Origin of the sequence: Metabacillus sp. 84 (assembly GCF_050107715.1) — a bacterium.
GTDB lineage: Bacteria > Bacillota > Bacilli > Bacillales > Bacillaceae > Metabacillus_B.
Genome location: NZ_JBNILN010000014.1, coordinates 24,058 through 46,595, shown reverse-complemented (window position 1 = coordinate 46,595; position 22,538 = coordinate 24,058). Strand labels below are relative to the sequence as shown.

The window sequence follows — 22,538 nt, the reverse complement described above, 5'->3', positions numbered from 1 at the left end:
GGGAGGTCTATCATATGAACCGCCTTAAAGAAAAGTTTGTAAAAGAAGTAACTCCTGCTCTAATGAGCAAGTTTAGCTATAAATCCGTAATGCAAGTTCCTAAACTTGAAAAAATCGTGATTAACATGGGTGTGGGTGAAGCAGTAGCAAACTCCAAATCTTTGGACAACGCTGTTGAAGAGCTTACTGCGATCGCTGGTCAAAAGCCGGTTATCACCCGTGCGAAAAAATCAATCGCCGGTTTCCGTCTTCGTGAAGGCATGCCGATCGGTGCGAAAGTAACACTTCGCGGCGAGCGCATGTACGAATTCCTGGACAAATTGGTATCTGTTTCTTTACCACGTGTACGTGACTTCCGCGGAATTTCCAAAAAGTCTTTCGACGGACGCGGCAACTACACTCTAGGTGTTAAAGAGCAATTGATCTTCCCTGAAATTGATTACGATCAAGTTACTAAGGTTCGCGGTATGGATATCGTTATTGTTACAACTGCTAATACAGACGAAGAAGCTCGTGAACTACTTACCCAGTTTGGAATGCCATTCCAAAAATAATCGTAAAGGGAGGCGAAATCGTGGCCAAAAAATCTATGATCGCGAAACAAAAACGCTCTCCAAAGTTTAACGTTCAGGCATATACTCGCTGCGAACGCTGCGGACGTCCACATTCTGTGATTCGCAAATTTAAACTTTGCCGTATTTGTTTCCGTGAACTTGCTTATAAAGGACAAATTCCTGGCGTTAAGAAAGCTAGCTGGTAATACCCCATAACGGGAAGGAGGTAATTTAACAATGGTTATGACAGATCCGATTGCAGATTTGCTTACTCGCATCCGTAATGCGAATATGGTACGTCATGAGAAGCTGGAAGTTCCTGCTTCAAAAATCAAAAAAGAGATTGCTGAAATCTTGAAGCGTGAAGGTTTTGTCCGTGACGTAGAATACGTCGAAGACAACAAACAAGGTGTTATCCGCATCTTCCTTAAATACGGTTCAAACAACGAGCGCGTTATCACTGGTCTAAAAAGAATCAGTAAGCCTGGTCTTCGCGTTTATGCGAAAGCGACTGAAGTACCTCGCGTACTTAACGGCCTTGGAATCGCAATCATCTCAACTTCTCAAGGTGTCATCACTGACAAAGAAGCCCGTGCTAAACAAGCTGGCGGAGAAGTACTAGCATACGTTTGGTAATAAGTTAATAAGAATGGAGGTGTAAATTATGTCTCGTGTCGGTAAAAAACTGCTTGAGATCCCATCTGATGTTACAATCAAAATGAACGAGAACACGGTTACCGTTAAAGGTCCTAAAGGGGAATTGACTCGCACATTCCACCCGGACATTACGATTTCCATCGAGGAAAACGTACTAACGGTCAGCCGTCCTTCCGATCATAAAGATCACCGTGCCCTTCACGGTACAACCCGCAGCATCATCGGAAACATGGTAGAAGGTGTTTCCAAAGGGTTTGAAAAAGGCTTGGAGCTTGTCGGTGTAGGTTACCGTGCTTCTAAATCAGGAAACAAACTGATCCTGAACGTTGGCTACTCTCACCCTGTTGAGATTACACCAGAACAAGGAATCGAAATCGAAGTGCCTACTCAAACGAAAGTTATCGTTAAAGGTACAGACAAAGAGCGCGTAGGAGCTATCGCTTCTAACATCCGTGCTACTCGTCCGCCTGAGCCTTACAAAGGCAAAGGTATTCGCTATGAAGGTGAATTTGTACGCCGTAAAGAAGGTAAAACTGCGAAGTAATGCCGCTTAATGGCTAAGAAAGGAGTGACCCTGATGATCACTAAAGCTAGCAAAAATTCTGTGCGTAAAAGAAGACATGCCCGCGTACGTTCAAAGCTATTCGGGACAGCTGAAAGACCTCGTCTGAATGTGTTCCGTTCAAATAAACATATTTATGCTCAACTGATCGACGATACAAACGGTGTAACCATCGTTAGTGCTTCTTCCATGGAGAAAGATTTAAATCTTGAATCTACTGCAAACCTTGATGCAGCTCAAAAAGTTGGAGAGCTTGTTGCAAAGCGTGCTGTTGATAAAGGTCATAAATCTATCGTATTTGATCGTGGAGGATACCTTTACCACGGTCGTATCAAAGCTCTTGCTGACGCTGCCCGCGAAGCTGGACTTGAATTTTAATAGGAAAAGGAGGGAAACACAGTATGCGTCGTAATGACTCAGTTAAATCAGAGTTTGAAGAACGTGTAGTTACCGTAAACCGCGTTGCTAAGGTTGTTAAAGGTGGTCGTCGCTTCCGTTTTGCTGCACTTGTTGTTGTAGGCGACAAGAATGGCCGAGTTGGATTCGGTACAGGTAAAGCGCAAGAGGTGCCAGAAGCAATCCGTAAAGCAATTGAAGATGCGAAAAAGAACCTAGTTACTGTACCAATGGTAGGTACATCCATTCCACACGAAGTGATCGGACGTTTCGGAGCCGGCAACATTCTGCTGAAGCCTGCTTCAGAAGGTACCGGAGTTATCGCAGGCGGACCAGTTCGTGCAGTGCTTGAGCTTGCAGGTGTAGGTGACATCCTATCTAAATCCCTGGGCTCCAACACACCAATCAACATGGTTCGTGCGACACTTGAAGGCTTAAAGCAACTTAAGAAAGCTGAAGAAGTTGCTAAGCTTCGTGGAAAATCTGTAGAAGAACTGTTAGGATAAGGGGGGAAAGATAATGGCAAACAAATTAGCGATCACCCTTACTCGCAGTGTTATCGGACGTCCTGAAAACCAGCGTGTAACAGTTAAAACACTTGGCTTGCGCAAAATGCACCAAACAGTGGTACACGAAGACAACGCGGCTATCCGCGGCATGATCAACAAAGTATCACACTTGGTATCAGTAAAAGAACAATAATCGTATTTGTTCGATAAATAAGGAGGTGTCCTGATGAAACTTCATGAATTGAAACCAGCAGAAGGTTCACGCCGCGAACGCAATCGTTTAGGCCGTGGAATCGGATCTGGCAACGGTAAAACCGCTGGTAAAGGTCATAAAGGTCAAAACGCCCGTTCTGGCGGAGGTGTTCGTCCTGGATTCGAGGGTGGTCAAACTCCACTATTCAGACGTTTGCCTAAACGCGGATTCAAGAATATCAACCGCAAAGAGTACGCGGTTGTTAACCTTGACAGACTGAACCGTTTCGAGGATGGTGCAGAAGTTACTCCTGAGCTTCTTCTTGAAACTGGCGTGCTTAGCAGCACAAAAGCCGGCGTGAAGATTCTTGGCGAAGGCAGCATCGAGAAGAAACTCACTGTAAAAGCGAACAAATTCTCCTCTTCCGCGAAAGAAGCAATTGAAGCTGCCGGCGGTACAGCTGAGGTGATCTAATGTTTAAAACAATCTCCAATTTCATGCGCGTGAGTGATATAAGAAACAAAATTATATTCACTCTTTTAATGCTTATCGTATTTCGTATCGGGACATTCATCCCTGTTCCTGGAGTCAACACGGAAGCCCTTGCTGCCCAGGATCAAATGAGCGTTTTCGGAGTCTTGAACACATTTGGCGGGGGAGCACTGTTTAATTACTCCATTCTTGCAATGGGAATTATGCCGTATATCACCGCCTCCATTATTGTTCAGCTCCTTCAAATGGATGTAGTACCGAAGTTCACGGAGTGGTCTAAGCAAGGTGAAGTTGGAAGACGTAAATTGGCTCAATTTACGAGATATTTCACCATTGTTCTTGGTTTCATCCAGGCAATTGGTATGTCGATCGGGTTTAACAACCTGCTTGGCGGCACATTGATTGAGAACGCTGGTGTACCTTCCTATCTCCTGATAGCAGTGGTCCTAACAGCAGGTACTGCTTTCTTGATGTGGCTTGGGGAGCAGATCACGGCAAAGGGTGTGGGGAACGGTATCTCCATCATCATATTTGCCGGAATTGTTGCAGCAATTCCTACTACTCTCAACCAGATTTATGCTCAGTTATTTACTGATGCGGGAGATCAGCTGTTCTTGCGAATAGTGATCCTGATCCTGCTTGTGATTGCCGTCCTGGCTATTATTGTCGGAACAATCTTCGTGCAGCAGGCACTTCGCAAAATCCCTATTCAATACGCTAAAAGGGCATCAGGTTCAGGTCCGCAAGGTGGCGGCCAGTCCACTCACCTTCCGCTGAAAGTGAATCCTGCAGGCGTAATTCCTGTAATCTTCGCGGTATCATTCCTGATTACACCGCCGACGATCGCTAATTTCTTCGGAGAAAATGCTGTGACGAGCTGGATCACGACCAATCTCACAACAACTCATCCGATTGGAGCCACCATCTACGTTGCTTTGATTGTCGCCTTCACGTATTTCTATGCGTTCGTCCAGGTTAATCCTGAACAGATGGCCGATAACTTAAAGAAGCAGGGCGGATATGTTCCAGGGATTCGTCCCGGAAAAAGCACACAGGAATATTTAACAAAGGTTTTGTACCGTTTAACATTTGTCGGCGCTATTTTCCTTGCAGTCATTGCCACTCTTCCTACTCTGTTTATTGCATTTGCCGGTCTTCCCCAATCCGCACAGATTGGCGGAACAAGCTTGCTGATTGTAATCGGAGTTGCGCTTGAGACAATGAAAGGGCTGGAAAGCCAGCTTGTAAAACGTAATTACAAAGGCTTTATTAAACAGTAAGGTAATGGGACGCAGCTGCGCCCATTCCCTTTATATAGAGACTGAGGGGGAAATCGGATGAATCTAGTATTAATGGGTCTGCCCGGTGCCGGTAAAGGAACTCAGGCAGAACAAATCACAGAAGAATATCAAATCCCTCATATCTCAACTGGAGATATGTTCCGAGCAGCAATAAAGGAAGAAACGGAATTAGGTCTTCAGGCAAAATCCTTCATGGATAAGGGCGAGCTTGTACCTGACGAAGTGACAATCGGTATTGTTCGCGAAAGATTGGGCAAAGATGATTGTGAAAAAGGTTTCTTGCTTGATGGTTTTCCCCGTACCGTAGCACAGGCAGAGGCACTGGAAACGATTCTCTCTGATCTTGGCAAAAAGCTTGACCACGTGATTAATATCGATGTGGATAAGAGCATCCTTATGGAACGATTGACCGGCCGCCGCATATGCAAAGATTGCGGAGCTACTTACCACTTAGTCTTTAATCCTCCTGCAAAAGAGGGTGTTTGCGACAAATGTGGCGGAGAGCTTTATCAGCGCGCCGATGACAACGAAGAAACGGTTTCTAACCGTTTGGAAGTTAACGTGAAACAAAGCAAGCCGCTTCTAGACTACTATAGCCAGAAAGGCTATGTAAGACAGATCGACGGGCAGCAGGATATCCGTAAAGTGTTTACAGATATCAAAGCCCTGCTTGGGGGATCAGCTGAATGATCATCTGCAAGACTCCGCGTGAGATTGAAATCATGAAGGAAGCTGGCCGGATCGTTGCACTGACCCATCAGGAATTAAAAAAACATATCCAGCCCGGTATTACGACGAAAGAATTGGATAGTATTGCCGAAAAGTTTATACGCATGCATCATGCAATTCCTTCCTTCAAAGGGTATAATGGATTCCGCGGAAGCATATGTGCTTCTGTCAACGAAGAGCTCGTTCACGGCATTCCGGGCGACCGGGTGTTAAATGAAGGAGACATTATCAGCATCGATATCGGTGCTAAGTATAATGGCTATCACGGTGACTCAGCCTGGACATATCCGGTAGGCGCCATTTCCGAAGAAACGCAAAAGCTGCTGGACGTTACAGAAGAGTCTTTATATAGAGGGCTGAATGAAGCTAAGCCTGGAGATCGTTTATCAAACATCTCTCATGCTATCCAGCTCTATGCAGAAGGCGAAGGATTTTCAATCGTCAGAGAATATGTTGGGCATGGTGTAGGACAGGAACTTCATGAAGATCCGCAAATTCCTCACTTTGGACCGCCAGGCAAAGGGCCTAGGCTGAAACCCGGCATGGTTCTGGCAATTGAACCGATGGTCAACGCGGGTTCAAGATACGTTAGAACCCTTCAGGATAACTGGACGGTTGTAACTGTCGATGGTAAAAAGTGCGCTCATTTTGAGCATACGATTGCCATCACTGAAACTGGTTATGAAATCCTAACAAAAGCTTAAATGCAAAAAAAGGCGATGACGCTTTAACAGACTGCAGACGGAAGCAGAACTCCGGAAGTTTGAGTCTCGTTATAGTGGCAGATGGAGACAAACGGAAGTTTCATTCTCCCCAGAACACATCCACCACTTTAAGTTCTTTAATTGCGTATCTCCGGAAGTTCAGAGCAGTGTAAATAAAGCGGCAATCCTTCTATAGCTGCCGGCTATATGGAATTGCCAGTTTGTCAGGTTGCTGATTTGAAGAAGGGAGAACAACTTAATGGCTAAAGATGATGTAATTGAAGTTGAAGGTACTGTCCAAGAGACGCTGCCTAATGCGATGTTTAAAGTAGAACTTGAGAACGGTCATACAGTCTTGGCGCATGTCTCAGGAAAGATCCGCATGCATTTCATTCGTATTTTACCTGGAGACAAAGTTACGGTAGAATTATCTCCGTACGATTTGACCCGTGGCAGAATTACGTACCGTTTTAAATAAAAGCACTCCGAACTATCAAGGAGGTTGGAAAACACATGAAGGTTAGACCGTCCGTGAAACCGATTTGCGAAAAATGTAAAGTTATTCGCAGAAAAGGAAAAGTCATGGTTATTTGTGAGAATCCAAAGCATAAACAAAAACAAGGATAAAACATAAGGAGGTGCACTGACAAATGGCTCGTATTGCTGGTGTAGATATTCCACGCGAAAAGCGCGTTGTAATTTCATTAACTTACATTTTCGGGATTGGCCGTACAACTGCTCAGAAGGTTCTTGCTGAAGCTGGAGTTTCTGAGGATACTCGTGTACGCGATCTTACCGAAGAAGAACTTGGAAAAATCCGTGAAGTAATTGATAAGCTGAAAGTAGAAGGAGACCTTCGCCGCGAAATCTCCCTTAACATCAAGCGTCTTATCGAAATCGGAAGCTTCCGTGGTCTTCGCCACCGCCGCGGTTTACCTGTTCGCGGACAAAACACTAAAAACAATGCTCGTACACGTAAAGGCCCACGCCGTACTGTTGCGAACAAAAAGAAATAAGGTAAAGGAGGTTAAAGCTCTATGGCACAACGTAAAACAAACACTCGTAAACGCCGTGTAAAAAAGAATATTGAAGCTGGTATTGCTCATATCCGCTCAACGTTTAACAATACAATCGTTACGATCACTGATACTCACGGAAACGCGGTATCTTGGTCAAGCGCAGGTGCTTTAGGATTCAGAGGTTCACGTAAATCTACTCCTTTTGCTGCCCAAATGGCTGCTGAAACTGCAGCAAAAACTTCCATCGAACATGGTTTGAAAACTTTGGAAGTAACCGTTAAAGGTCCTGGTGCCGGCCGTGAAGCTGCAATCCGTGCTCTTCAAGCTGCTGGTCTAGAAGTAACTGCAATCAGAGATGTTACTCCAGTTCCTCATAATGGATGCCGTCCGCCAAAACGCCGTCGTGTGTAAATTTTCTGTATAGATTTCGTATCCCTGTCTATAATGGGTTATGATACAGTATATAATTGAAAGCAGAATTTCCCAATTCTGCTGCTGTGCACAATCGGGACATTACAATGGGGAATTTCGGTTGGGTTTAGCTGCTAAATCTCTAACCGGGGTTTCGACGTTTTGAAGGAGGGTTTTATTGAATGATTGAGATTGAAAAACCAAAAATCGAAACGGTTGAAATCAGCGAAGATGCCAAGTACGGCAAATTCGTCGTCGAACCACTCGAGCGCGGATATGGTACAACTTTGGGTAACTCCTTACGTCGTATTTTGTTGTCCTCACTCCCAGGTGCTGCTGTAACATCGATCCAAATCGACGGTGTCCTGCATGAATTTTCGACGATTGAAGGCGTCGTAGAAGATGTTACTTCTATTATCTTAAACGTTAAGAAGCTTGCTCTTAAAATCTATTCCGAAGAAGAAAAAACACTTGAGATTGATATTCAAGGAGAAGGTGCTGTTACAGCAGCCGATATCACTCATGACAGCGATATTGAAATCCTGAACCCTGACCTTCACATCGCAACGCTGGCGAAAGATGCCACGCTTCGAATGAGATTGACTGCAAGAAGAGGACGCGGATATACTCCTGCTGATGCTAACAAGCGCGAAGATCAGCCTATCGGAGTCATCCCGATCGATTCTATCTATACACCGGTTGCCCGCGTATCCTACCAAGTAGAAAATACCAGGGTAGGACAAGTGGCTAACTTTGATAAGCTTACACTTGACGTCTGGACTGACGGAAGCAATGGACCTAAAGAGGCAGTTGCCTTAGGCGCCAAAATTTTGACTGAACATCTGAACATTTTTGTCGGCTTGACTGATGAAGCTCAAAATGCTGAGATTATGGTTGAAAAAGAAGAAGACCAAAAAGAGAAAGTATTAGAGATGACAATTGAAGAATTGGATCTCTCCGTACGTTCCTACAACTGTCTGAAACGTGCCGGAATCAATACGGTTCAGGAACTTGCGAACAAAACAGAGGAAGATATGATGAAAGTTCGCAACCTTGGACGCAAATCTCTTGAAGAAGTTAAAGCGAAACTAGATGAACTTGGATTGGGTCTTCGCAAAGACGACTGACCGGTTCGCTAGTCATTTGTGTGTTAAACACACGCAAAGCCTATTCAAAGGAGGGGACATCACATGTCATACAGAAAATTGGGCCGCACTAGCTCACAACGTAAAGCAATGCTTCGTGACTTGGCTACTGATCTAATTATCAACGAGCGCATCGAAACGACTGAAGCTCGTGCAAAAGAATTGCGTTCCGTTGTTGATAAAATGATTACTCTAGGAAAACGCGGAGATCTTCATGCGCGCCGCCAGGCAGCTTCATTCGTTCGCAACGAAATTGCTGAAATGGTACCAGCAGGTCAAGATAAAAACGGAAAAGATAAAGAAAAAGCTGTATATGCTTTGGAAAAACTTTTCTCTGATATCGCAGGCCGTTATGGTGAACGTCAAGGCGGATACACTCGCATCATGAAACTTGGACCTCGTCGCGGAGACGGAGCTCCAATGGTCATCATTGAGCTTGTGTAAGTAATGTAAAGAGGGCGGGACAGCTTTAAGCTGATTTGCCCTTTTTTACGATGGAGACCGAAGCATCATGGTCTTCATAGGCGGATAGACAGCAGTAACGCTGTAAGGAGCCGAATACGACTGAGAACATGGCGGACAGATTCTGTCCGCCAATCCCAGTTAGTAGAGTTTTTTTTTATTTACAGCGATTTTTAGAAAAGAGTTGAGAGGAGCAGGCTATGCGTAAAGAGATTGCAAGAGTGGAACATGTAACCTTTTCCTATCCGGAACGTGAAAAACCTGCTTTAGATGAGGTGAGCATGAGCATCTATGAAGGGGAATGGCTCGCTGTTGTAGGCCATAACGGTTCAGGAAAATCGACCCTTGCCCGGATCCTGAACGGATTGCTGCTGCCTTCTAAAGGAAAAGTCAGCATTGATGGGACCGAGCTTTCAGAACATACAATATGGGATGTTCGAAAAAAAGTCGGCATGGTCTTTCAAAACCCCGATAATCAGTTTGTGGGAACTACAGTCAAGGATGATGTGGCTTTTGGTCTGGAAAACAACGGAATCCCCCGGGATGAGATGATTAAACGGGTGGATTGGGCAACAAAGCAAGTTAAGATGGATGCTTTTCTCGATCAAGAGCCGCACCATCTGTCAGGCGGTCAAAAGCAGCGTGTTGCCATTGCAGGCGTACTGGCCGTGAAACCGCAGATTATGATTCTGGACGAAGCAACCTCTATGCTTGACCCTGCCGGACGAAGCGATGTCATGCACACTGTCCGCCTTTTGAATGAACAAAGCGCCGTTACCGTCATCTCCATTACCCATGATCTGGAAGAGGCCTCGAAAGCAGACCGCATCATTGTGATGAACAAGGGAAGGAAGCTGAAAGAGGGAACACCTGAAACTATTTTCTCTATGGGAGAGGAGCTGTCCCGGATTGGACTCGATCTCCCGTTTTCATATAAACTGAGCCGTGAACTGCGAAAAGCGGGCATTCCGCTGCAGAAAAATCACCTCACAGAACAAGGATTGGTGGATGAGCTATGGACATTACAGCGAAAAGCTTAGAACATACGTACAATCCGCGTACCCCTTTTGAAAAACGTGCCATCTATGATATCGATATGCACATTCAATCTGGTTCCTATACGGCGATCATCGGCCACACCGGCTCCGGGAAGTCGACGCTTCTGCTGCATCTAAACGGGCTGTTAAAGCCAACATCCGGTTCGATCACCCTCGGGGAACGAACCATTCAGGCCAATGAGAAAGCTAAGAAATTACAAGCCGTAAGGAAAAAAGTTGGAATTGTATTTCAGTTTCCAGAGCATCAGCTTTTTGAAGAAACGGTAGAAAAAGATATCATGTTTGGTCCTATGAATTTCGGCATGCCGGAAGAAGAAGCAAGGGTAAAAGCCAGACATATGGCCAAAATGGTCGGCCTGCCGGAAGAAGTTCTTGAACGTTCTCCCTTTGATTTAAGCGGAGGCCAGATGAGAAGAGCGGCAATAGCGGGAGTGCTGGCAATGGAGCCGGAGGTCATTGTTTTGGACGAGCCTACGGCGGGACTCGATCCCAGGGGCCGCCATGATATTATGAACATGTTTTATCAGCTTCATATGGATAAGGGGCTGACGACCATTCTTGTCACGCACAGCATGGAGGACGCAGCTGGTTATGCTGATGAATTGATCGTCCTTCATCAAGGAACCGTTAAGCTAAAAGGAAAGCCCCAAGAGGTATTTGCTTCCTCTGAAAAAGTGAGGGAAACAGGATTAAGGCTTCCGGAGACCGTCCAGTTTAAACATGCTGTTGAGTCAAAGCTAGGCATCCAGCTTGAAGGCAATCCTCTTACTATGGAGGAAACGGTTCGGGCCATTCAATCCTTTTATATAAAGGAGGGAGGCCAGTGAACGGCATTATTATCGGAAAATACGTTCCAGGACATTCATTTGTTCATAAACTTGATCCGCGTTCGAAACTCCTGCTCGTATTTCTCTTTGTATTCATTGTCTTTTTAGCGAACAACATTCTTACCTATGCGATATTAGGGCTGTTTACCCTTTTCGTTGTGTCGCTCTCAAAACTTCCGCCAAGGTTTCTTGCATCAGGACTAAAGCCGATTCTATGGATTATTCTTTTCACCTTTGTTTTGCATATTTTCCTGACAAAGGAAGGCCCGGTCCTTTTCCAGTTTTCCTTCCTGTCTGTGCATGAAGGGGGCTTGAGGCAAGGGATATTCATCTCGCTTCGCTTTTTGTATCTCATCCTGATGACAACGCTTCTGACCTTGACAACAACCCCCATTGAGGTGACTGACGGGATGGAGAATCTTTTGGATCCGTTCAAAAAAATGAAGCTCCCTGTTCATGAGCTTGCCCTGATGATGTCCATAGCCTTACGGTTTATTCCGACACTGACGGATGAAACGGACAAAATTATGAAGGCTCAGATGGCGCGCGGGGTAGACTTTTCCTCCGGACCGATCGCAAAGCGAGTTCAGTCTATTGTGCCACTGCTCGTTCCTCTCTTTATCAGTGCTTTTAAAAGAGCGGAAGAGCTGGCCACTGCAATGGAAGCAAGAGGATATCAGGGTGGAGAAGGCCGCACCAAGTACAGACAGCTGAAATGGGACAGGCAGGATTCGTTCCTGATGGTCCTGCTGCTCGTCCTTACCATTCTGCTCCTTCTGTTCCGATCCTAGGCGGCACGCTATGAGAATAAAGATGATCATTGCATACGACGGTACGGATTTCAGCGGATATCAGGTTCAGCCCAATGGCCGGACTGTACAGGAAGAGCTGGAGCAGGCATTAGGGAAGCTCCATAAAGGGGAAGCGGTCAAAGTTTCTGCCTCCGGACGGACGGATGCAAAGGTGCATGCATATGGGCAGGTTATCCATTTTGACACACCACTCGTCATTCCGGCGGAGAAATGGCCTAAGGCCCTCAACACCATTCTGGCAAAGGATATAAGGGTCCTGGAGGCCTTAGAAACAACTGAGAGCTTCCACGCAAGGTTTGGAGCCACAGGGAAGGAATACCGGTACGTGATAGACCGTTCTGCCGTCCAGAATGTGTTTCTTAGAAACTATGCGTATCACTATCCTCATCCTTTAAACATTGAAGCGATGAGAGCGGCGGCAGAGCATTTACTTGGGACACATGATTTCACTGCATTCTGCTCAGCCAAAACCGAGGTAGTGGACCGTGTCCGGACGATAGACACCATTGAATTTTCAGAAGAAGGCACCCGGCTCACTATGTCCATAAGGGGCAATGGCTTTCTGTATAACATGGTCCGGATTATCATGGGCACGCTGATCGACGCAGGTACCGGATTAACCGATCCTGAGGAAATTCCTGGAATGATTCTCTCGGGGGATCGCAGGATAACTGGGAAAACCGCACCGGGGCATGGATTGTATCTGTATAAAGTTTTCTATGACAACTAAACCAGGTGTAACATTGTCTTGACATTGCGGTATTACTGAGATAAACTATCATATGGTATGTATTTCATCCCCACGATAAAGCCCCGGAAAGCTCATCGTGTTTTGAAATAAAAATGGAACTAACGTTTATGGAAAGATATTAGGAGGGAAAATTTAATGCGTACAACGTATATGGCGAAAGCTAGCGAAGTTGACCGTAAGTGGTACGTAGTAGATGCAGCCGGCAAGACTCTAGGCCGTCTTTCTACTGAAGTTGCATCTATTCTTCGCGGCAAACACAAGCCGACTTTTACACCACATGTAGACACTGGAGATCACGTGATCATCATCAACGCTGAGAAAATTGAACTGACTGGTAAGAAATTGACTGATAAAATTTACTACCGTCACAGCCAATTCCCTGGCGGACTTAAATCAAGAACAGCTCTTGAAATGCGTACAAACTACGCTGAAAAAATGCTTGAACTTGCGATCAAAGGAATGCTTCCAAAGAATTCCCTTGGCCGTCAGATCTTCAAGAAATTGCACGTTTACGCGGGTGCAGAGCATCCACACCAAGCACAACAGCCTGAAGTTTACGAACTTCGCGGTTAATTATTAAGGAGGTTATCAATTTGGCACAGGTTCAATATTACGGTACTGGCCGCCGCAAGAGCTCCGTTGCTCGTGTACGCCTAATTCCCGGCGAAGGCAAAATCGTTGTTAACAAACGCGACATTACAGAATACATCCCATTCGCAGCTCTAATCGAGGACGTAAAACAGCCGCTTAACTTGACTGAAACTGGTTCTTCTTACGATGTACTAGTGAACGTAAACGGCGGTGGATTTGCAGGCCAGGCAGGCGCAATCCGCCACGGTATCTCTCGTGCATTGCTTCAAGCAGATCCGGAATTCCGTGCAACTCTTAAGCGCGCAGGACTTCTTACTCGTGACGCACGTATGAAAGAGCGTAAAAAATACGGACTTAAAGGCGCACGCCGTGCACCTCAGTTCTCAAAACGTTAATATACCCCGTATATCAATGTTTACCCTCTTTGCTCCAGTGGAGCGAGGAGGGTTTTTTCATGTCCGGAGATGGAATTGAATACCCCTTGAATACCCCGAGCTAAAATTTCATATATTTCTGGAACATTTCCGCAGTTTTTTCTTTCGCTTCCTCAGTCACGTGAGTGTAAATATCCATTGTGGTTTTAATATCTGTGTGACCTAGCTGGGCTTGTACATCTTTGATGGAAGCACCGGCTGCAAATAGCAAACTGGCATGTGTATGCCTGAATGCGTGAACATTTATTTGAGGCAGATCCGGATTTTTTTGATAAATACTCTCAAGCTTTTCGTTCAAAAATGCCAGTCGGCAATAATCCATTTTATGTTTTGATTGGTTATAGATTGTGAAGACAGGCTGTTTTTCATCAGATTCAAAGCAATCGGCAAGTTGTAACGTCAGGTAGCGCTGTATTTGCCTGCTGCGCCATTTTTTCAAAATCGCTAGGGTTTCATCATCCACTCGAACAACTCGCCGAGAGGCCTTTGTTTTCGAGGTCTGAAGCTGCTTCTTGCCTCCAGTGTGAATAAGTGTCTTTTTCAAACTGATTTTCTTGTGATGAAAGTCCACGTCGGACCAATGCAGAGCACACAGCTCCCCCTTGCGTGCCCCTGTGAAGGCGAGAACTCGAAACATGGCATAACACATATCATCGTCCTTAATCGCCTCCAGGAAGTTCCTGAGCTCTTCTCGTGTGTAGTAATACTTTCTCTCTTCAAGTTCTGAATCATATTCCAACTCATGCTTTAATTTAGGCAACGTGACATAATCCATTGGGTTGCGCTTTATAATATCCATTTTCATAGCATAACGAAAGACCTGGTTTGCTTGGATCTTGTAATCGTTGAAGGTCTTAAGCTCCTCGGCCCATGTATTAATGGCTTTTTGACATTGCGAACGGGAAATATCTTTCATTTTAATTGGACCGAAGAGTGGGAGAATTCTCCGGCTGAATTTACTCTCCATTGCGTACGCCGTAGTTGGCTTTACTTCCTTCTGATGCTGCTTAAACCATTCCTCAAAAACTTCCTTAAAGGTCACTCGATCATTTTGACGGAGCCCGAGCTCATTAACTTCCACCATTAATTTAGATAGCGCAATATTTGCTTCTTTTTTTGTTTTGAATCCTCGCCGAGTGGTGCGTTTTTTCTTACCTGTGAGCGGATCCTTGCCGAGATACACATTAAACATATATGCGGTTGTACCGTCTTTCTTCGTATACTTTTTAATATTTGCCATATTAGGTCCCTTTCCAATACGCTGGCAGGCTATATACAGGAAAAGGAAGGTGCTTTATTCAAGGATTAACTCAAGCATAAGTTTAACTTTTCTGCGTTTCTCATCTGTTAAATAAGCATTTTTATAATACAAGTCAACCTTGAGATTTAGAAGATCGCTAAGGTCAAATAATCTTCTTCTTAATTCGTCGTCTGATAATTCTCTAATACTTTGCTCTCCATTTGGTGATATCAATTCCTCAGTGCAAGGGAGCTTCACATTAACGTTTTTTCTTTTATTCAAGAATCTTTCTTCTTTAAAAAGGTCGTCTTCACCTACGTATGAATCCGAATAACCTGCTAAGTTCATCAGGTAGATGTAGGATACATCTAATCCTTCAGCGATCTTTTTTAACAGTGGAGGTTTAGGCAAATCTTTATAGCCATTCTCAATTTGTGATAAATATGAATCAGAGTAGCCAGTACGCGCCTTTAAATCAAGCAGTGTTAGTTTTTTCTCTTTCCGGATGTCTTTAAGTTTGGCGCCAAATTCTTTTGCGTCCATTAAGGTTACCTCGCCTTTAAGTTTATATAATTATTATCACATATTTAATTTACTAAGTAAATATATTTCTAACTAAAGTATTGTATATAAATGGTATTTATTGTATAATAAAGTTAGCAAATAAATTACTTAATAAGTAAAGATAGATAATAGGGGGAGGTGAGATAAACGAATGGATGGATTCATTCCTCTGGAGGTCTCAGAAGAGTTTAAAGGTAAATATTTCGAATTTTTTTATGAACTTAGTCAAGAGGCATTTGAAGCTGCTAAACGGGATAGCGGAGTGAGGAGATTCATGACCAAAAAGCAATGCTGTGAATTTATAGGCATTTCATTCTGTTATTTGCAAAAATTAGAGAAGCTTGGATTACCGGTTATCGAGCTGGAAGGAAAGGTGCTGGTAGATCGTGAGGATGTAGTAAAATTTATGTGTAAATATAAAAAGTGACACTATATTTAAAACAAATTAATCGCTGGCAGGCGGTATCTTACGTACAAAAGGCTGGAACATAAATAAACAATATCCGTAAATAAAAATACTGAAAAAGCCGGGTTGGTTTAGCCCAGCTTTTTTTGTGAACAAAAATGCTTTGATTCAGCGGCCCGGTGCAGAGAGAAAGATCGAAGTATATCCGTAAGAGCACGGTATATTCACAGACTAAATTTGAATTGAAGTGGAAAGATACATTACAGTTGTTTTAGATGCTTACAGAGCGCAATTCTTTTTAACTAACACTTGTTTTTTCTCTTGACTGAATAATGCAGGGAAATCATAATAATCTAAAGAGAATGTAATTATCCTGTTATGAAACCGAAAAGGTGATTTTTAAAAGAGGGCGTTTCGCTGCCAAAAATGCGAGCTCTAAAAGTGGGTGTTTCACTACCAATAAAAGTGACAGTGCTTGAACAACCTATATGCTAGAGAAAAAGCAGTGTACGATATTTTCACTGCTCTTTATTTTGCTTTTAACCAGTAGACAAATTTTAGAGGAATGTTCGATTAGTTTTACAAATGTACGAGTCACATCATATAGATTGAGGTTCACGCCGAGCGAGTTGAGAAACCAATTGGGCAAACCACTTGAATAATTATGGACTTACGCGGTGAATAGCTCTCAAGAAGTCATAGGGTATCTCCGATTAAACGGAAACTAAAAGGCCAATAATGGTTTAGAATCGAGATATGTTCCTTAGTTCCTGGTTTTTTCGGGAAACCTTTATATGCGTAACATGCATCTATATATATTTATTTTTTCTAGTCTTTGATTAAAAAAAGAAGGAACAAAGGAACACGTTTCTCTGAGCCCTTGATGTATAAGGATTTAGTCGTTCCTTTTTGGCGTGAAAAACCAGGAGCAATGCAGGAACATTCGGGGTGAAAAAGGAACAAATGGTAGCATCTGACCCTTTTTGGCGTGACTCCGGGCAGCCCAGACCGGGCCGGTTCGCTGCGCATTTCTTCGAAATCCGGCCTGTTTTGGTCCAAATAAGGAACATTTCGGGGGTAAAAAGGAACATTTTGACCCTAAAAAGGAACAAACCAGGAACATTGCAATCTATTAAACAGTTTACTTTTTTTTACATATAAGTTATGCTATATATGGTAAAGTTAACCATTTTGCATATTTTCAGTCTCCTTTTACCACGTAACAAATAAGGAGTGATTGGTTTGGTGAATTTGATTTCTCAGCAAGCAACAGTTTTAGTACGTGACCATTCTCGTTTTAATGGTGGGAATCATGACATGGTTACGGTGTTTACCACGATTATGACAGATGGACCATTGGTGGATGATTATTATGTTCCGAACGGTAACTCATTGTCAGACGTACATATGGCTCTAATTAAGTCGGAAGGACTTGAATTCAGGCCGTATCTCGCTTCTGAACTAATGACAGGCACAGACAACGTGGTAGAGGCTGCAACCTCTGGTAATACACTGGAGACCTCTCAGGATATAGCCCGGTTGCTACTTCGTTCAGCACTTATAAAGACCCCGCTTCAATTGCTGGCGAAAGTAGGGAGTCAACATGTATACGAGATTCATTATGATTACAAGATTTATAACGTTCATCCAGCTGATCAGAACACATTTGAATTTCAAATCCGTCTGCCGTTTGATGGAACGGTGATGGGAAATGGAAGTAAAGTTGATTTGGCCGTGTTGACCCCTACGGGCGCATCGATAGATCAGGTCAACACTCATGGGACGGATGAAGCGAACCAAGAGATCACAGAGGTAATCCAGCAACTTCAACAGCAAAATAGAGCGATTACGACGTTCCATTATCAGATTGATCCGCTATTCACTGTACGTTACACACATACGACACCGGTAATGGCCTAATTGCCTTTGCAGAGACTGTTCTATTGTGTTAAAAAACAGTTAAAAAACAGAAGCGACCTGATAAAAGATCGCTCCTGTTAGTACAAGTGCGAAATGAGCAATTATGGTAATTCTGATCTGTATTCCTGATGTTTCGTGCCTGCTATACCCGTCTTCCTACCTGTGATTTAACTTGGGCTGTTATTACATATCTTTTGTTGACTGTCTGACTGTAAACAGTCCGATTTCCGATTATATGCCTATAGGTTAAAACAATACAATAGATACTTTTCACCTCTAAATTTTTTGTGTCGCGACTTGAGATGCCGAGTGTACTTAATTAAATTCCTTCCCCTTTGGAAGTCCAAAGTCATAATCTAAGTGTGGATTTGGTTTTCCTTTCGTTTGTGCTAACAAATCATCCAACGTTGGTTTATTTATGGTAGGGCGCATGATCAATCCGCGTTCTAAGAGTTCAAGTTCAATTTGAGAACCGTTTTGTATGGAAAGGTCTTTTGCGAATTGGCTAGGAATACGAACCCCTAAACCAGTTTCCCAACTTTGGACTGTGGTCATGTGTTTCACCCTCTTTTGATTGTGTGAAAGTTTTTTTATTTCATTTTTAGTGTGAAAATCTCCGTTTGAACCAGACATTATTACACCTCCACTAACTGCAATTTATATAAGTTATGTTTTTCATTTTCCTAAATCATACACAACCTTAAATCCGAATGATTTCTGACAAACCGTGCTCATTTATTCTGGCTACATCGTTTTATAAAAAGGCTCTTTTCGTAAGCATTGTTGCTAATTGGATTAAATAAAGAGTATTTATATTCCTTGTCTTATATAATAGTGATGAAATAATACTAAGCCTTAATAAAAGGTAAGGAAGGAGAATTTGTTTATGGCAACTCTCTAATATTAGTAAAGTATGTCTATAATCTACTCTTAATTTAACTTTACTTATTGGAGGGTATATATTGACAAATCTCAAAGGTAAAATAGCGATTGTGACTGGAGCAAGTCGAGCTAATGGAATTGGAGCAGCCGTTTGTTTGTCTTTAGCAGAGGCTGGTGCAGATATTTTCTTTACTCATTGGAGTCCTTTCGATGAGAATGAAGGAAATGGAATTGAACTAGAGTTTCCAAAGCTTTTAGCTGATAAACTAGCCATTATAGGCACTAGATGCTACCACATGGAATTGAATTTATCAGAACCCGACTCTTCAGTGAAACTACTAAATGAAGTAGAGAGAACTATGGGGACTCCCTCAATTCTTGTAAATAATGCAACTTACGAATCGCCATCAGACTTTAAAAGTTTAAATGCTGACATTCTTCACCAACATTATCAGGTGAATAATTATGGCACTATCTTATTAAGCACAGAATTTGCAAAAAGGTATGAAAAAACCTTCTCAGGACAAAAAGGTGGCAGGATTATTAACTTAGTTTCAGGTGGACCAGACCCTAACAACTTAGCTTACATTGCCACTAAAGGAGCCATTATTGCCATTACTGAGCCATTATCGGTAGGTTTAGCTCCTATTGGAATAACAGTGAATTCTGTTAACCCTGGTCCTACTGATACGGGTTGGATGGATGAAGATATTAAAGCTCATTTATCAAATCTATTCCCAATGGGTAGAGTAGGTGTTCCTTCAGATGCTGCAAAACTAATTTGCTTTTTGGCTAGTAATGACTCTGAATGGATTACTGGTCAAATTATCAAATCAGAAGGTGGATTTTTAGGTAAATAAGAGATTAAATACAACAGCCGTTTCTAATTGGAATGGCTGTTTTTTATACCTACGTAAGAGACAGTAATGGAATTTTGGCAAGCGTTGAGGAGCATATGGTCTATCTGCTTTGGCTGCATCTGTGCATAACAATGAAGACGGGTCAATATAGCTTCCGATAACTGCATCAATTTCTTTTGCTTTAACAAGACCTTTTCCAGCCTTTTGAGCAATGAATCTACACCTCCTATAAGCTGGGCAAAATAGCAACAACCTATGCGAAAAGAGCCTTTTAAAAAAAGGCCTTCCTTAATGCCTTTTCACGCAGAACTCCAGAGTGAGGAAATTTTTTTAGTTCTTTAGCTTCAGATGTCTTTTGTAGGTACCTGATCAAAGCCCAAAGATCCAATTTGTAACAAACGATCATAAAAAATTTCACTGATTTTAGTTTGTGGAAGATCAAAATCCCTTCTGTATCGGGTGAGATCCCATCCTTCCGCTATGGCTCGTTCTCCATATGTTTGACATTGATTGATGACGAAATTCGCTGCGTTTTCTTTTTCTATTTTTTTTTCCTGATATAATTTCGTTCCGTTAGCCATTGACCGAAATATAATTCCGAAAATCTGGGATGTTGAAAAGTAATCAAGAAGCCCATTCACAACTGCAATCGTTTTTTTGCCAGGATTAAATTCAAAACCCACTTTTTTTAGACTGTGAATTAAGTATTGCATGCATTCTTCACGGGCAATGCGTTTCCATGTTACATACCGAAACTCCTGATCCTCTATAAAAATGGCTGGTTCAGGATTCAACAAACAGTGGATAAGATGTTCCTTTTCTTTGGGAGATTCAACATTCAATAAATAGTAAACACTAAAAGCATTGTAAATATTCGGTAAAAGATTTGATTCTTTATACGCAGTCAAAGTCGAACCACTATAAGGAATAATGATATGGTAATCTAATAACTCCGTAACCATCTCTATTGCTAATGTTGGAGTCGGCGAAATAACCTCGGCAAATTCATTGAGAGGATTTATGTAGCCAAAATCTTCGCTTACCGCTGCCCTCAGTACACTTGCCAGATAGAGACGTTGCTTTTTCGTTAAACTTTCCTCCGTAATGGCTTTAAACTTTTCAGGATCATAAGCCACTTTTATTTTTTCGCATTTTATACACTTCTCGTTTTCTATTTCTTTTTTTCGCATTTGGAAGCAATTATCGCACATGCATGTAGCCTGCCCTTCATAATGCCCACACTCCAAACATTCTTGCGATCTTGTCGTGCTTCTAGAACGGCGTTTTTCTACTAGGTGTGACATGCAGTAAGGACAGACTTTTTCTGAAATGATAGGCGGGAATAACGTTACGAGCCCGTTTGGTCTTATGTCTATCTTGTATTCATCAATAAGGGACTGTATTCTTTCTTCCTTGTAGTATCTCTCTATCAATTTTTGAATTTGTTTATCATTTAAGTGTTTAATTTTTGGATGAATCATATTTTTGTCAATTACCTCTTGAGGCACTGTTACCGTTCCTTTCTAAGATATTTCTTAATCATTTTTAGCCTTTTCTATCAATAACTCCTGATTCCGCCATCTTTTCTACCCCTTAATTTTCTATAATACCTCTTTATACTTGTTTTGATTTTGGTAAATGATAACAACTTAGGGGGAGAGCTTGGGAAAAGAGGTGAAAGAAATTATCCGAATTATTGGTGAAAATGTATAGAAAGAGCTTATCAAACAGGGATACTTTCCTGTACAGATGGAATGGCTATAGAGTTTCTGTTTTAAATCTTTTCCAGAAACTTTTGCAATTAAACCAGTTAAATAGTGATACATCTCATCATCAAATTTTGCGTCCGTATGCATTCCCATGTGTATGTAGGACCATCTGAAATTTGAATGTAGGAGGGTTATTCCTTACTTCCGCCCGAACAAGGACTTTTCAGTTGAGTGTAATCATAATCACCGTCTAATGTACCGAAGTATATAAAAGCTAATGGTGAAGTCTTGGATCAATGCTGGGTGACAAAACTAGGTCTATTTAGAACTATATATCAATGTCACCTAATTCTAGTTGTACTCAAACTTAAGGGCGGGGTCCCTGTCCTTCTTTTCTCAAGGCCAATGCTTAACTTATATACATAAAGAAAAGCCCCGCAGAGAATTTCTCTCTTTAGAGCTTTACTAGAGGAACCTGTCCCCATGTCACAAAATACGTTCCTCAATGTTCTTGCTGCATCTCCAATATCTCCTCATGATGGGGCTCGAATTGTCTTATACCATTCATAGCTTCAGCAAATTCTATTAATATGGAACTGTAAAAATATGAAAGACGTATCACTTCGGTTGTTTCATTGTCTGGAACCACAGCAATAGGGGAGAAATGATCGATTACTTTGTACACATGATTATCTAAGTTGTCTGTGAATATAGTAATTAATAGGCTAGGCTTTAATCTTGAAAGTTCATCATGAACATTGGGCAATTCCGTATAACTATTATTATAAAATGCGCAAAACGCTGTAAAACTATTTATTTTTTCTAAGACTTGAGCGAGCACAAATGAATTGTTTTTCATAGGTACAGTAAAAACGGTACCTTCTTTCCATTTTTGCTTTTTTGGTCTTTTGTAAGTGTTTATTAGACTTTTTGCTTTTTCAACTTCTTGATTAGAAATCTCTATATTTGCAAGTTGGTTAATTAAGATGGCAACTTTTAGAATAAGTTCGCCTTTAGACGTTGTTATCACTACAGAATCGCTTTCGGAGTCAAAATCTAGTCTCTTATACACTCTTGCTTCCAGACGATTTCTCAAAATACTTCTAATGTCTTTTAAAGCATTGAAATTAGTTTCTGCATTTAGAACTGAGACGAAATCTTGCGATATATAAAAGTAAGAAATAGTTTCATCAGGAAAATTGATCGTAACAGCACCTAAAAGTATTTTTTCCATTTTTTTCACCTGTTTCAAATTATATTTTATACTTCCTCCATTTTTTTCGGCTAATCTCATTTCTCTTGTTTTCTAAAAAGTTGTTTGGCCCACCTAATCTATTTATCCATTTTTGC

At 42.3% G+C, this 22,538-nt stretch carries 31 protein-coding genes and 1 pseudogene; 26 read left to right on the top strand and 6 right to left on the bottom strand.

Annotated features, from left to right (window positions below; translation table 11 throughout):
- Positions 1-14 precede the first annotated feature (14 nt).
- From rplE to rpsI, 23 genes are all read left to right on the top strand, one after another.
- The gene (gene rplE, locus ACQCV8_RS17630) at positions 15-554 is read left to right on the top strand and encodes a 50S ribosomal protein L5 (protein WP_426846683.1); all 540 of its coding nucleotides are present in this window, start codon (positions 15-17) and stop codon (positions 552-554) included.
- 20 nt (positions 555-574) lie between these two features.
- The gene (locus ACQCV8_RS17625) at positions 575-760 is read left to right on the top strand and encodes a type Z 30S ribosomal protein S14 (RefSeq protein WP_082883739.1); all 186 of its coding nucleotides are present in this window, start codon (positions 575-577) and stop codon (positions 758-760) included.
- Between the two features lie 31 nt (positions 761-791).
- Positions 792-1,190, top strand: coding sequence for a 30S ribosomal protein S8 (gene rpsH / locus ACQCV8_RS17620; protein ID WP_123913230.1), 399 nt, complete (start codon positions 792-794; stop codon positions 1,188-1,190).
- Positions 1,191-1,218: 28 nt separating this feature from the next.
- Positions 1,219-1,755 (top strand): 50S ribosomal protein L6, encoded by a 537-nt coding sequence (gene rplF / locus ACQCV8_RS17615; protein WP_426846680.1) that lies wholly within the window; start codon positions 1,219-1,221, stop codon positions 1,753-1,755.
- Between the two features lie 33 nt (positions 1,756-1,788).
- Positions 1,789-2,151 carry a 50S ribosomal protein L18 gene (gene rplR, locus ACQCV8_RS17610; protein ID WP_426846678.1) on the top strand — a complete coding sequence of 121 codons (363 nt, stop codon included), beginning with the start codon at positions 1,789-1,791 and terminating at the stop codon, positions 2,149-2,151.
- Positions 2,152-2,174: 23 nt separating this feature from the next.
- The gene (gene rpsE / locus ACQCV8_RS17605; RefSeq protein ID WP_426846676.1) at positions 2,175-2,675 is read left to right on the top strand and encodes a 30S ribosomal protein S5; all 501 of its coding nucleotides are present in this window, start codon (positions 2,175-2,177) and stop codon (positions 2,673-2,675) included.
- 13 nt (positions 2,676-2,688) lie between these two features.
- Positions 2,689-2,871 carry a 50S ribosomal protein L30 gene (rpmD, locus tag ACQCV8_RS17600; RefSeq protein ID WP_426846674.1) on the top strand — a complete coding sequence of 61 codons (183 nt, stop codon included), beginning with the start codon at positions 2,689-2,691 and terminating at the stop codon, positions 2,869-2,871.
- 33 nt (positions 2,872-2,904) lie between these two features.
- On the top strand, positions 2,905-3,345 hold the full coding sequence (gene rplO / locus ACQCV8_RS17595) for a 50S ribosomal protein L15 (RefSeq protein WP_426846672.1): 441 nt from the start codon (positions 2,905-2,907) through the stop codon (positions 3,343-3,345).
- Positions 3,345-4,643, top strand: a complete 1,299-nt coding sequence (gene secY / locus ACQCV8_RS17590) for a preprotein translocase subunit SecY (RefSeq protein WP_426846670.1) — start codon at positions 3,345-3,347, stop codon at positions 4,641-4,643. The genes rplO and secY overlap by 1 nt, the downstream gene beginning before the upstream one ends.
- Before the next feature lie 57 nt (positions 4,644-4,700).
- A complete protein-coding gene (locus ACQCV8_RS17585) occupies positions 4,701-5,354 on the top strand; it encodes an adenylate kinase (protein WP_426846668.1) in 654 nt (217 codons plus the stop codon).
- Positions 5,351-6,097: a type I methionyl aminopeptidase gene (gene map, locus ACQCV8_RS17580; protein WP_426846666.1), complete on the top strand. Its 747-nt coding sequence runs from the start codon at positions 5,351-5,353 to the stop codon at positions 6,095-6,097. The genes ACQCV8_RS17585 and map overlap by 4 nt, the downstream gene beginning before the upstream one ends.
- Positions 6,098-6,356: 259 nt before the next feature.
- A complete protein-coding gene (infA, locus tag ACQCV8_RS17575; RefSeq protein ID WP_028390440.1) occupies positions 6,357-6,575 on the top strand; it encodes a translation initiation factor IF-1 in 219 nt (72 codons plus the stop codon).
- A 35-nt stretch (positions 6,576-6,610) separates the two neighbouring features.
- The gene (gene rpmJ, locus ACQCV8_RS17570) at positions 6,611-6,724 is read left to right on the top strand and encodes a 50S ribosomal protein L36 (RefSeq protein ID WP_003156543.1); all 114 of its coding nucleotides are present in this window, start codon (positions 6,611-6,613) and stop codon (positions 6,722-6,724) included.
- Positions 6,725-6,747: 23 nt separating this feature from the next.
- Positions 6,748-7,113, top strand: a complete 366-nt coding sequence (gene rpsM, locus ACQCV8_RS17565) for a 30S ribosomal protein S13 (protein WP_426846662.1) — start codon at positions 6,748-6,750, stop codon at positions 7,111-7,113.
- A gap of 21 nt (positions 7,114-7,134) precedes the next feature.
- Positions 7,135-7,527 carry a 30S ribosomal protein S11 gene (rpsK, locus tag ACQCV8_RS17560; protein ID WP_035406857.1) on the top strand — a complete coding sequence of 131 codons (393 nt, stop codon included), beginning with the start codon at positions 7,135-7,137 and terminating at the stop codon, positions 7,525-7,527.
- A gap of 182 nt (positions 7,528-7,709) precedes the next feature.
- Entirely contained in the window at positions 7,710-8,654 is a 945-nt protein-coding gene (locus ACQCV8_RS17555; RefSeq protein ID WP_123913237.1) for a DNA-directed RNA polymerase subunit alpha, read from the top strand.
- A gap of 63 nt (positions 8,655-8,717) precedes the next feature.
- On the top strand, positions 8,718-9,116 hold the full coding sequence (gene rplQ, locus ACQCV8_RS17550; protein ID WP_426846659.1) for a 50S ribosomal protein L17: 399 nt from the start codon (positions 8,718-8,720) through the stop codon (positions 9,114-9,116).
- 218 nt (positions 9,117-9,334) lie between these two features.
- Positions 9,335-10,174, top strand: a complete 840-nt coding sequence (locus tag ACQCV8_RS17545; RefSeq protein WP_426846657.1) for an energy-coupling factor ABC transporter ATP-binding protein — start codon at positions 9,335-9,337, stop codon at positions 10,172-10,174.
- The gene (locus ACQCV8_RS17540; RefSeq protein WP_426846655.1) at positions 10,150-11,019 is read left to right on the top strand and encodes an energy-coupling factor ABC transporter ATP-binding protein; all 870 of its coding nucleotides are present in this window, start codon (positions 10,150-10,152) and stop codon (positions 11,017-11,019) included. The genes ACQCV8_RS17545 and ACQCV8_RS17540 overlap by 25 nt, the downstream gene beginning before the upstream one ends.
- Positions 11,016-11,810 (top strand): energy-coupling factor transporter transmembrane component T family protein, encoded by a 795-nt coding sequence (locus ACQCV8_RS17535; protein WP_426846653.1) that lies wholly within the window; start codon positions 11,016-11,018, stop codon positions 11,808-11,810. The genes ACQCV8_RS17540 and ACQCV8_RS17535 overlap by 4 nt, the downstream gene beginning before the upstream one ends.
- Before the next feature lie 10 nt (positions 11,811-11,820).
- A complete protein-coding gene (gene truA / locus ACQCV8_RS17530; RefSeq protein WP_426846651.1) occupies positions 11,821-12,561 on the top strand; it encodes a tRNA pseudouridine(38-40) synthase TruA in 741 nt (246 codons plus the stop codon).
- Positions 12,562-12,717: 156 nt separating this feature from the next.
- The gene (rplM, locus tag ACQCV8_RS17525; protein ID WP_123913243.1) at positions 12,718-13,155 is read left to right on the top strand and encodes a 50S ribosomal protein L13; all 438 of its coding nucleotides are present in this window, start codon (positions 12,718-12,720) and stop codon (positions 13,153-13,155) included.
- Between the two features lie 20 nt (positions 13,156-13,175).
- Positions 13,176-13,568 (top strand): 30S ribosomal protein S9, encoded by a 393-nt coding sequence (gene rpsI / locus ACQCV8_RS17520; protein WP_426846649.1) that lies wholly within the window; start codon positions 13,176-13,178, stop codon positions 13,566-13,568.
- Positions 13,569-13,668: 100 nt separating this feature from the next.
- On the opposite strand, the gene ACQCV8_RS17515 is transcribed toward rpsI, so the two are convergent.
- Together ACQCV8_RS17515 and ACQCV8_RS17510 are read right to left on the bottom strand one after the other, a co-directional pair.
- Positions 13,669-14,847: a tyrosine-type recombinase/integrase gene (locus ACQCV8_RS17515; RefSeq protein ID WP_426846647.1), complete on the bottom strand. Its 1,179-nt coding sequence runs from the start codon at positions 14,845-14,847 to the stop codon at positions 13,669-13,671.
- A 54-nt stretch (positions 14,848-14,901) separates the two neighbouring features.
- On the bottom strand, positions 14,902-15,390 hold the full coding sequence (locus ACQCV8_RS17510; RefSeq protein ID WP_426846645.1) for a helix-turn-helix domain-containing protein: 489 nt from the start codon (positions 15,388-15,390) through the stop codon (positions 14,902-14,904).
- Between the two features lie 172 nt (positions 15,391-15,562).
- Between ACQCV8_RS17510 and ACQCV8_RS17505 the strand changes: the two genes are divergently transcribed.
- Together ACQCV8_RS17505 and ACQCV8_RS17500 are read left to right on the top strand one after the other, a co-directional pair.
- Positions 15,563-15,838: a hypothetical protein gene (locus ACQCV8_RS17505; RefSeq protein ID WP_426846643.1), complete on the top strand. Its 276-nt coding sequence runs from the start codon at positions 15,563-15,565 to the stop codon at positions 15,836-15,838.
- Between the two features lie 1,221 nt (positions 15,839-17,059).
- Positions 17,060-17,737, top strand: coding sequence for a hypothetical protein (locus tag ACQCV8_RS17500; protein ID WP_426846641.1), 678 nt, complete (start codon positions 17,060-17,062; stop codon positions 17,735-17,737).
- A 315-nt stretch (positions 17,738-18,052) separates the two neighbouring features.
- Here the strand turns inward: ACQCV8_RS17500 and ACQCV8_RS17495 are convergent, their stop codons facing one another.
- A complete protein-coding gene (locus ACQCV8_RS17495; RefSeq protein WP_426846639.1) occupies positions 18,053-18,370 on the bottom strand; it encodes an AbrB/MazE/SpoVT family DNA-binding domain-containing protein in 318 nt (105 codons plus the stop codon).
- 329 nt (positions 18,371-18,699) lie between these two features.
- On the opposite strand from ACQCV8_RS17495, the gene ACQCV8_RS17490 reads away from it, so the two are divergent.
- Positions 18,700-19,479, top strand: a complete 780-nt coding sequence (locus ACQCV8_RS17490) for an SDR family oxidoreductase (RefSeq protein WP_426846637.1) — start codon at positions 18,700-18,702, stop codon at positions 19,477-19,479.
- Between the two features lie 90 nt (positions 19,480-19,569).
- On the opposite strand, the pseudogene ACQCV8_RS17485 reads toward ACQCV8_RS17490, so the two are convergent.
- The 3 genes and pseudogenes from ACQCV8_RS17485 to ACQCV8_RS17475 form a co-directional block, all read right to left on the bottom strand.
- Positions 19,570-19,707: pseudogene (locus ACQCV8_RS17485) on the bottom strand (IS1595 family transposase); the annotation flags it as partial.
- A 116-nt stretch (positions 19,708-19,823) separates the two neighbouring features.
- Positions 19,824-20,987 carry a hypothetical protein gene (locus tag ACQCV8_RS17480; RefSeq protein WP_426846635.1) on the bottom strand — a complete coding sequence of 388 codons (1,164 nt, stop codon included), beginning with the start codon at positions 20,985-20,987 and terminating at the stop codon, positions 19,824-19,826.
- Positions 20,988-21,690: 703 nt separating this feature from the next.
- Positions 21,691-22,482 carry an Imm26 family immunity protein gene (locus ACQCV8_RS17475; RefSeq protein WP_426846633.1) on the bottom strand — a complete coding sequence of 264 codons (792 nt, stop codon included), beginning with the start codon at positions 22,480-22,482 and terminating at the stop codon, positions 21,691-21,693.
- Positions 22,483-22,538 lie beyond the last annotated feature (56 nt).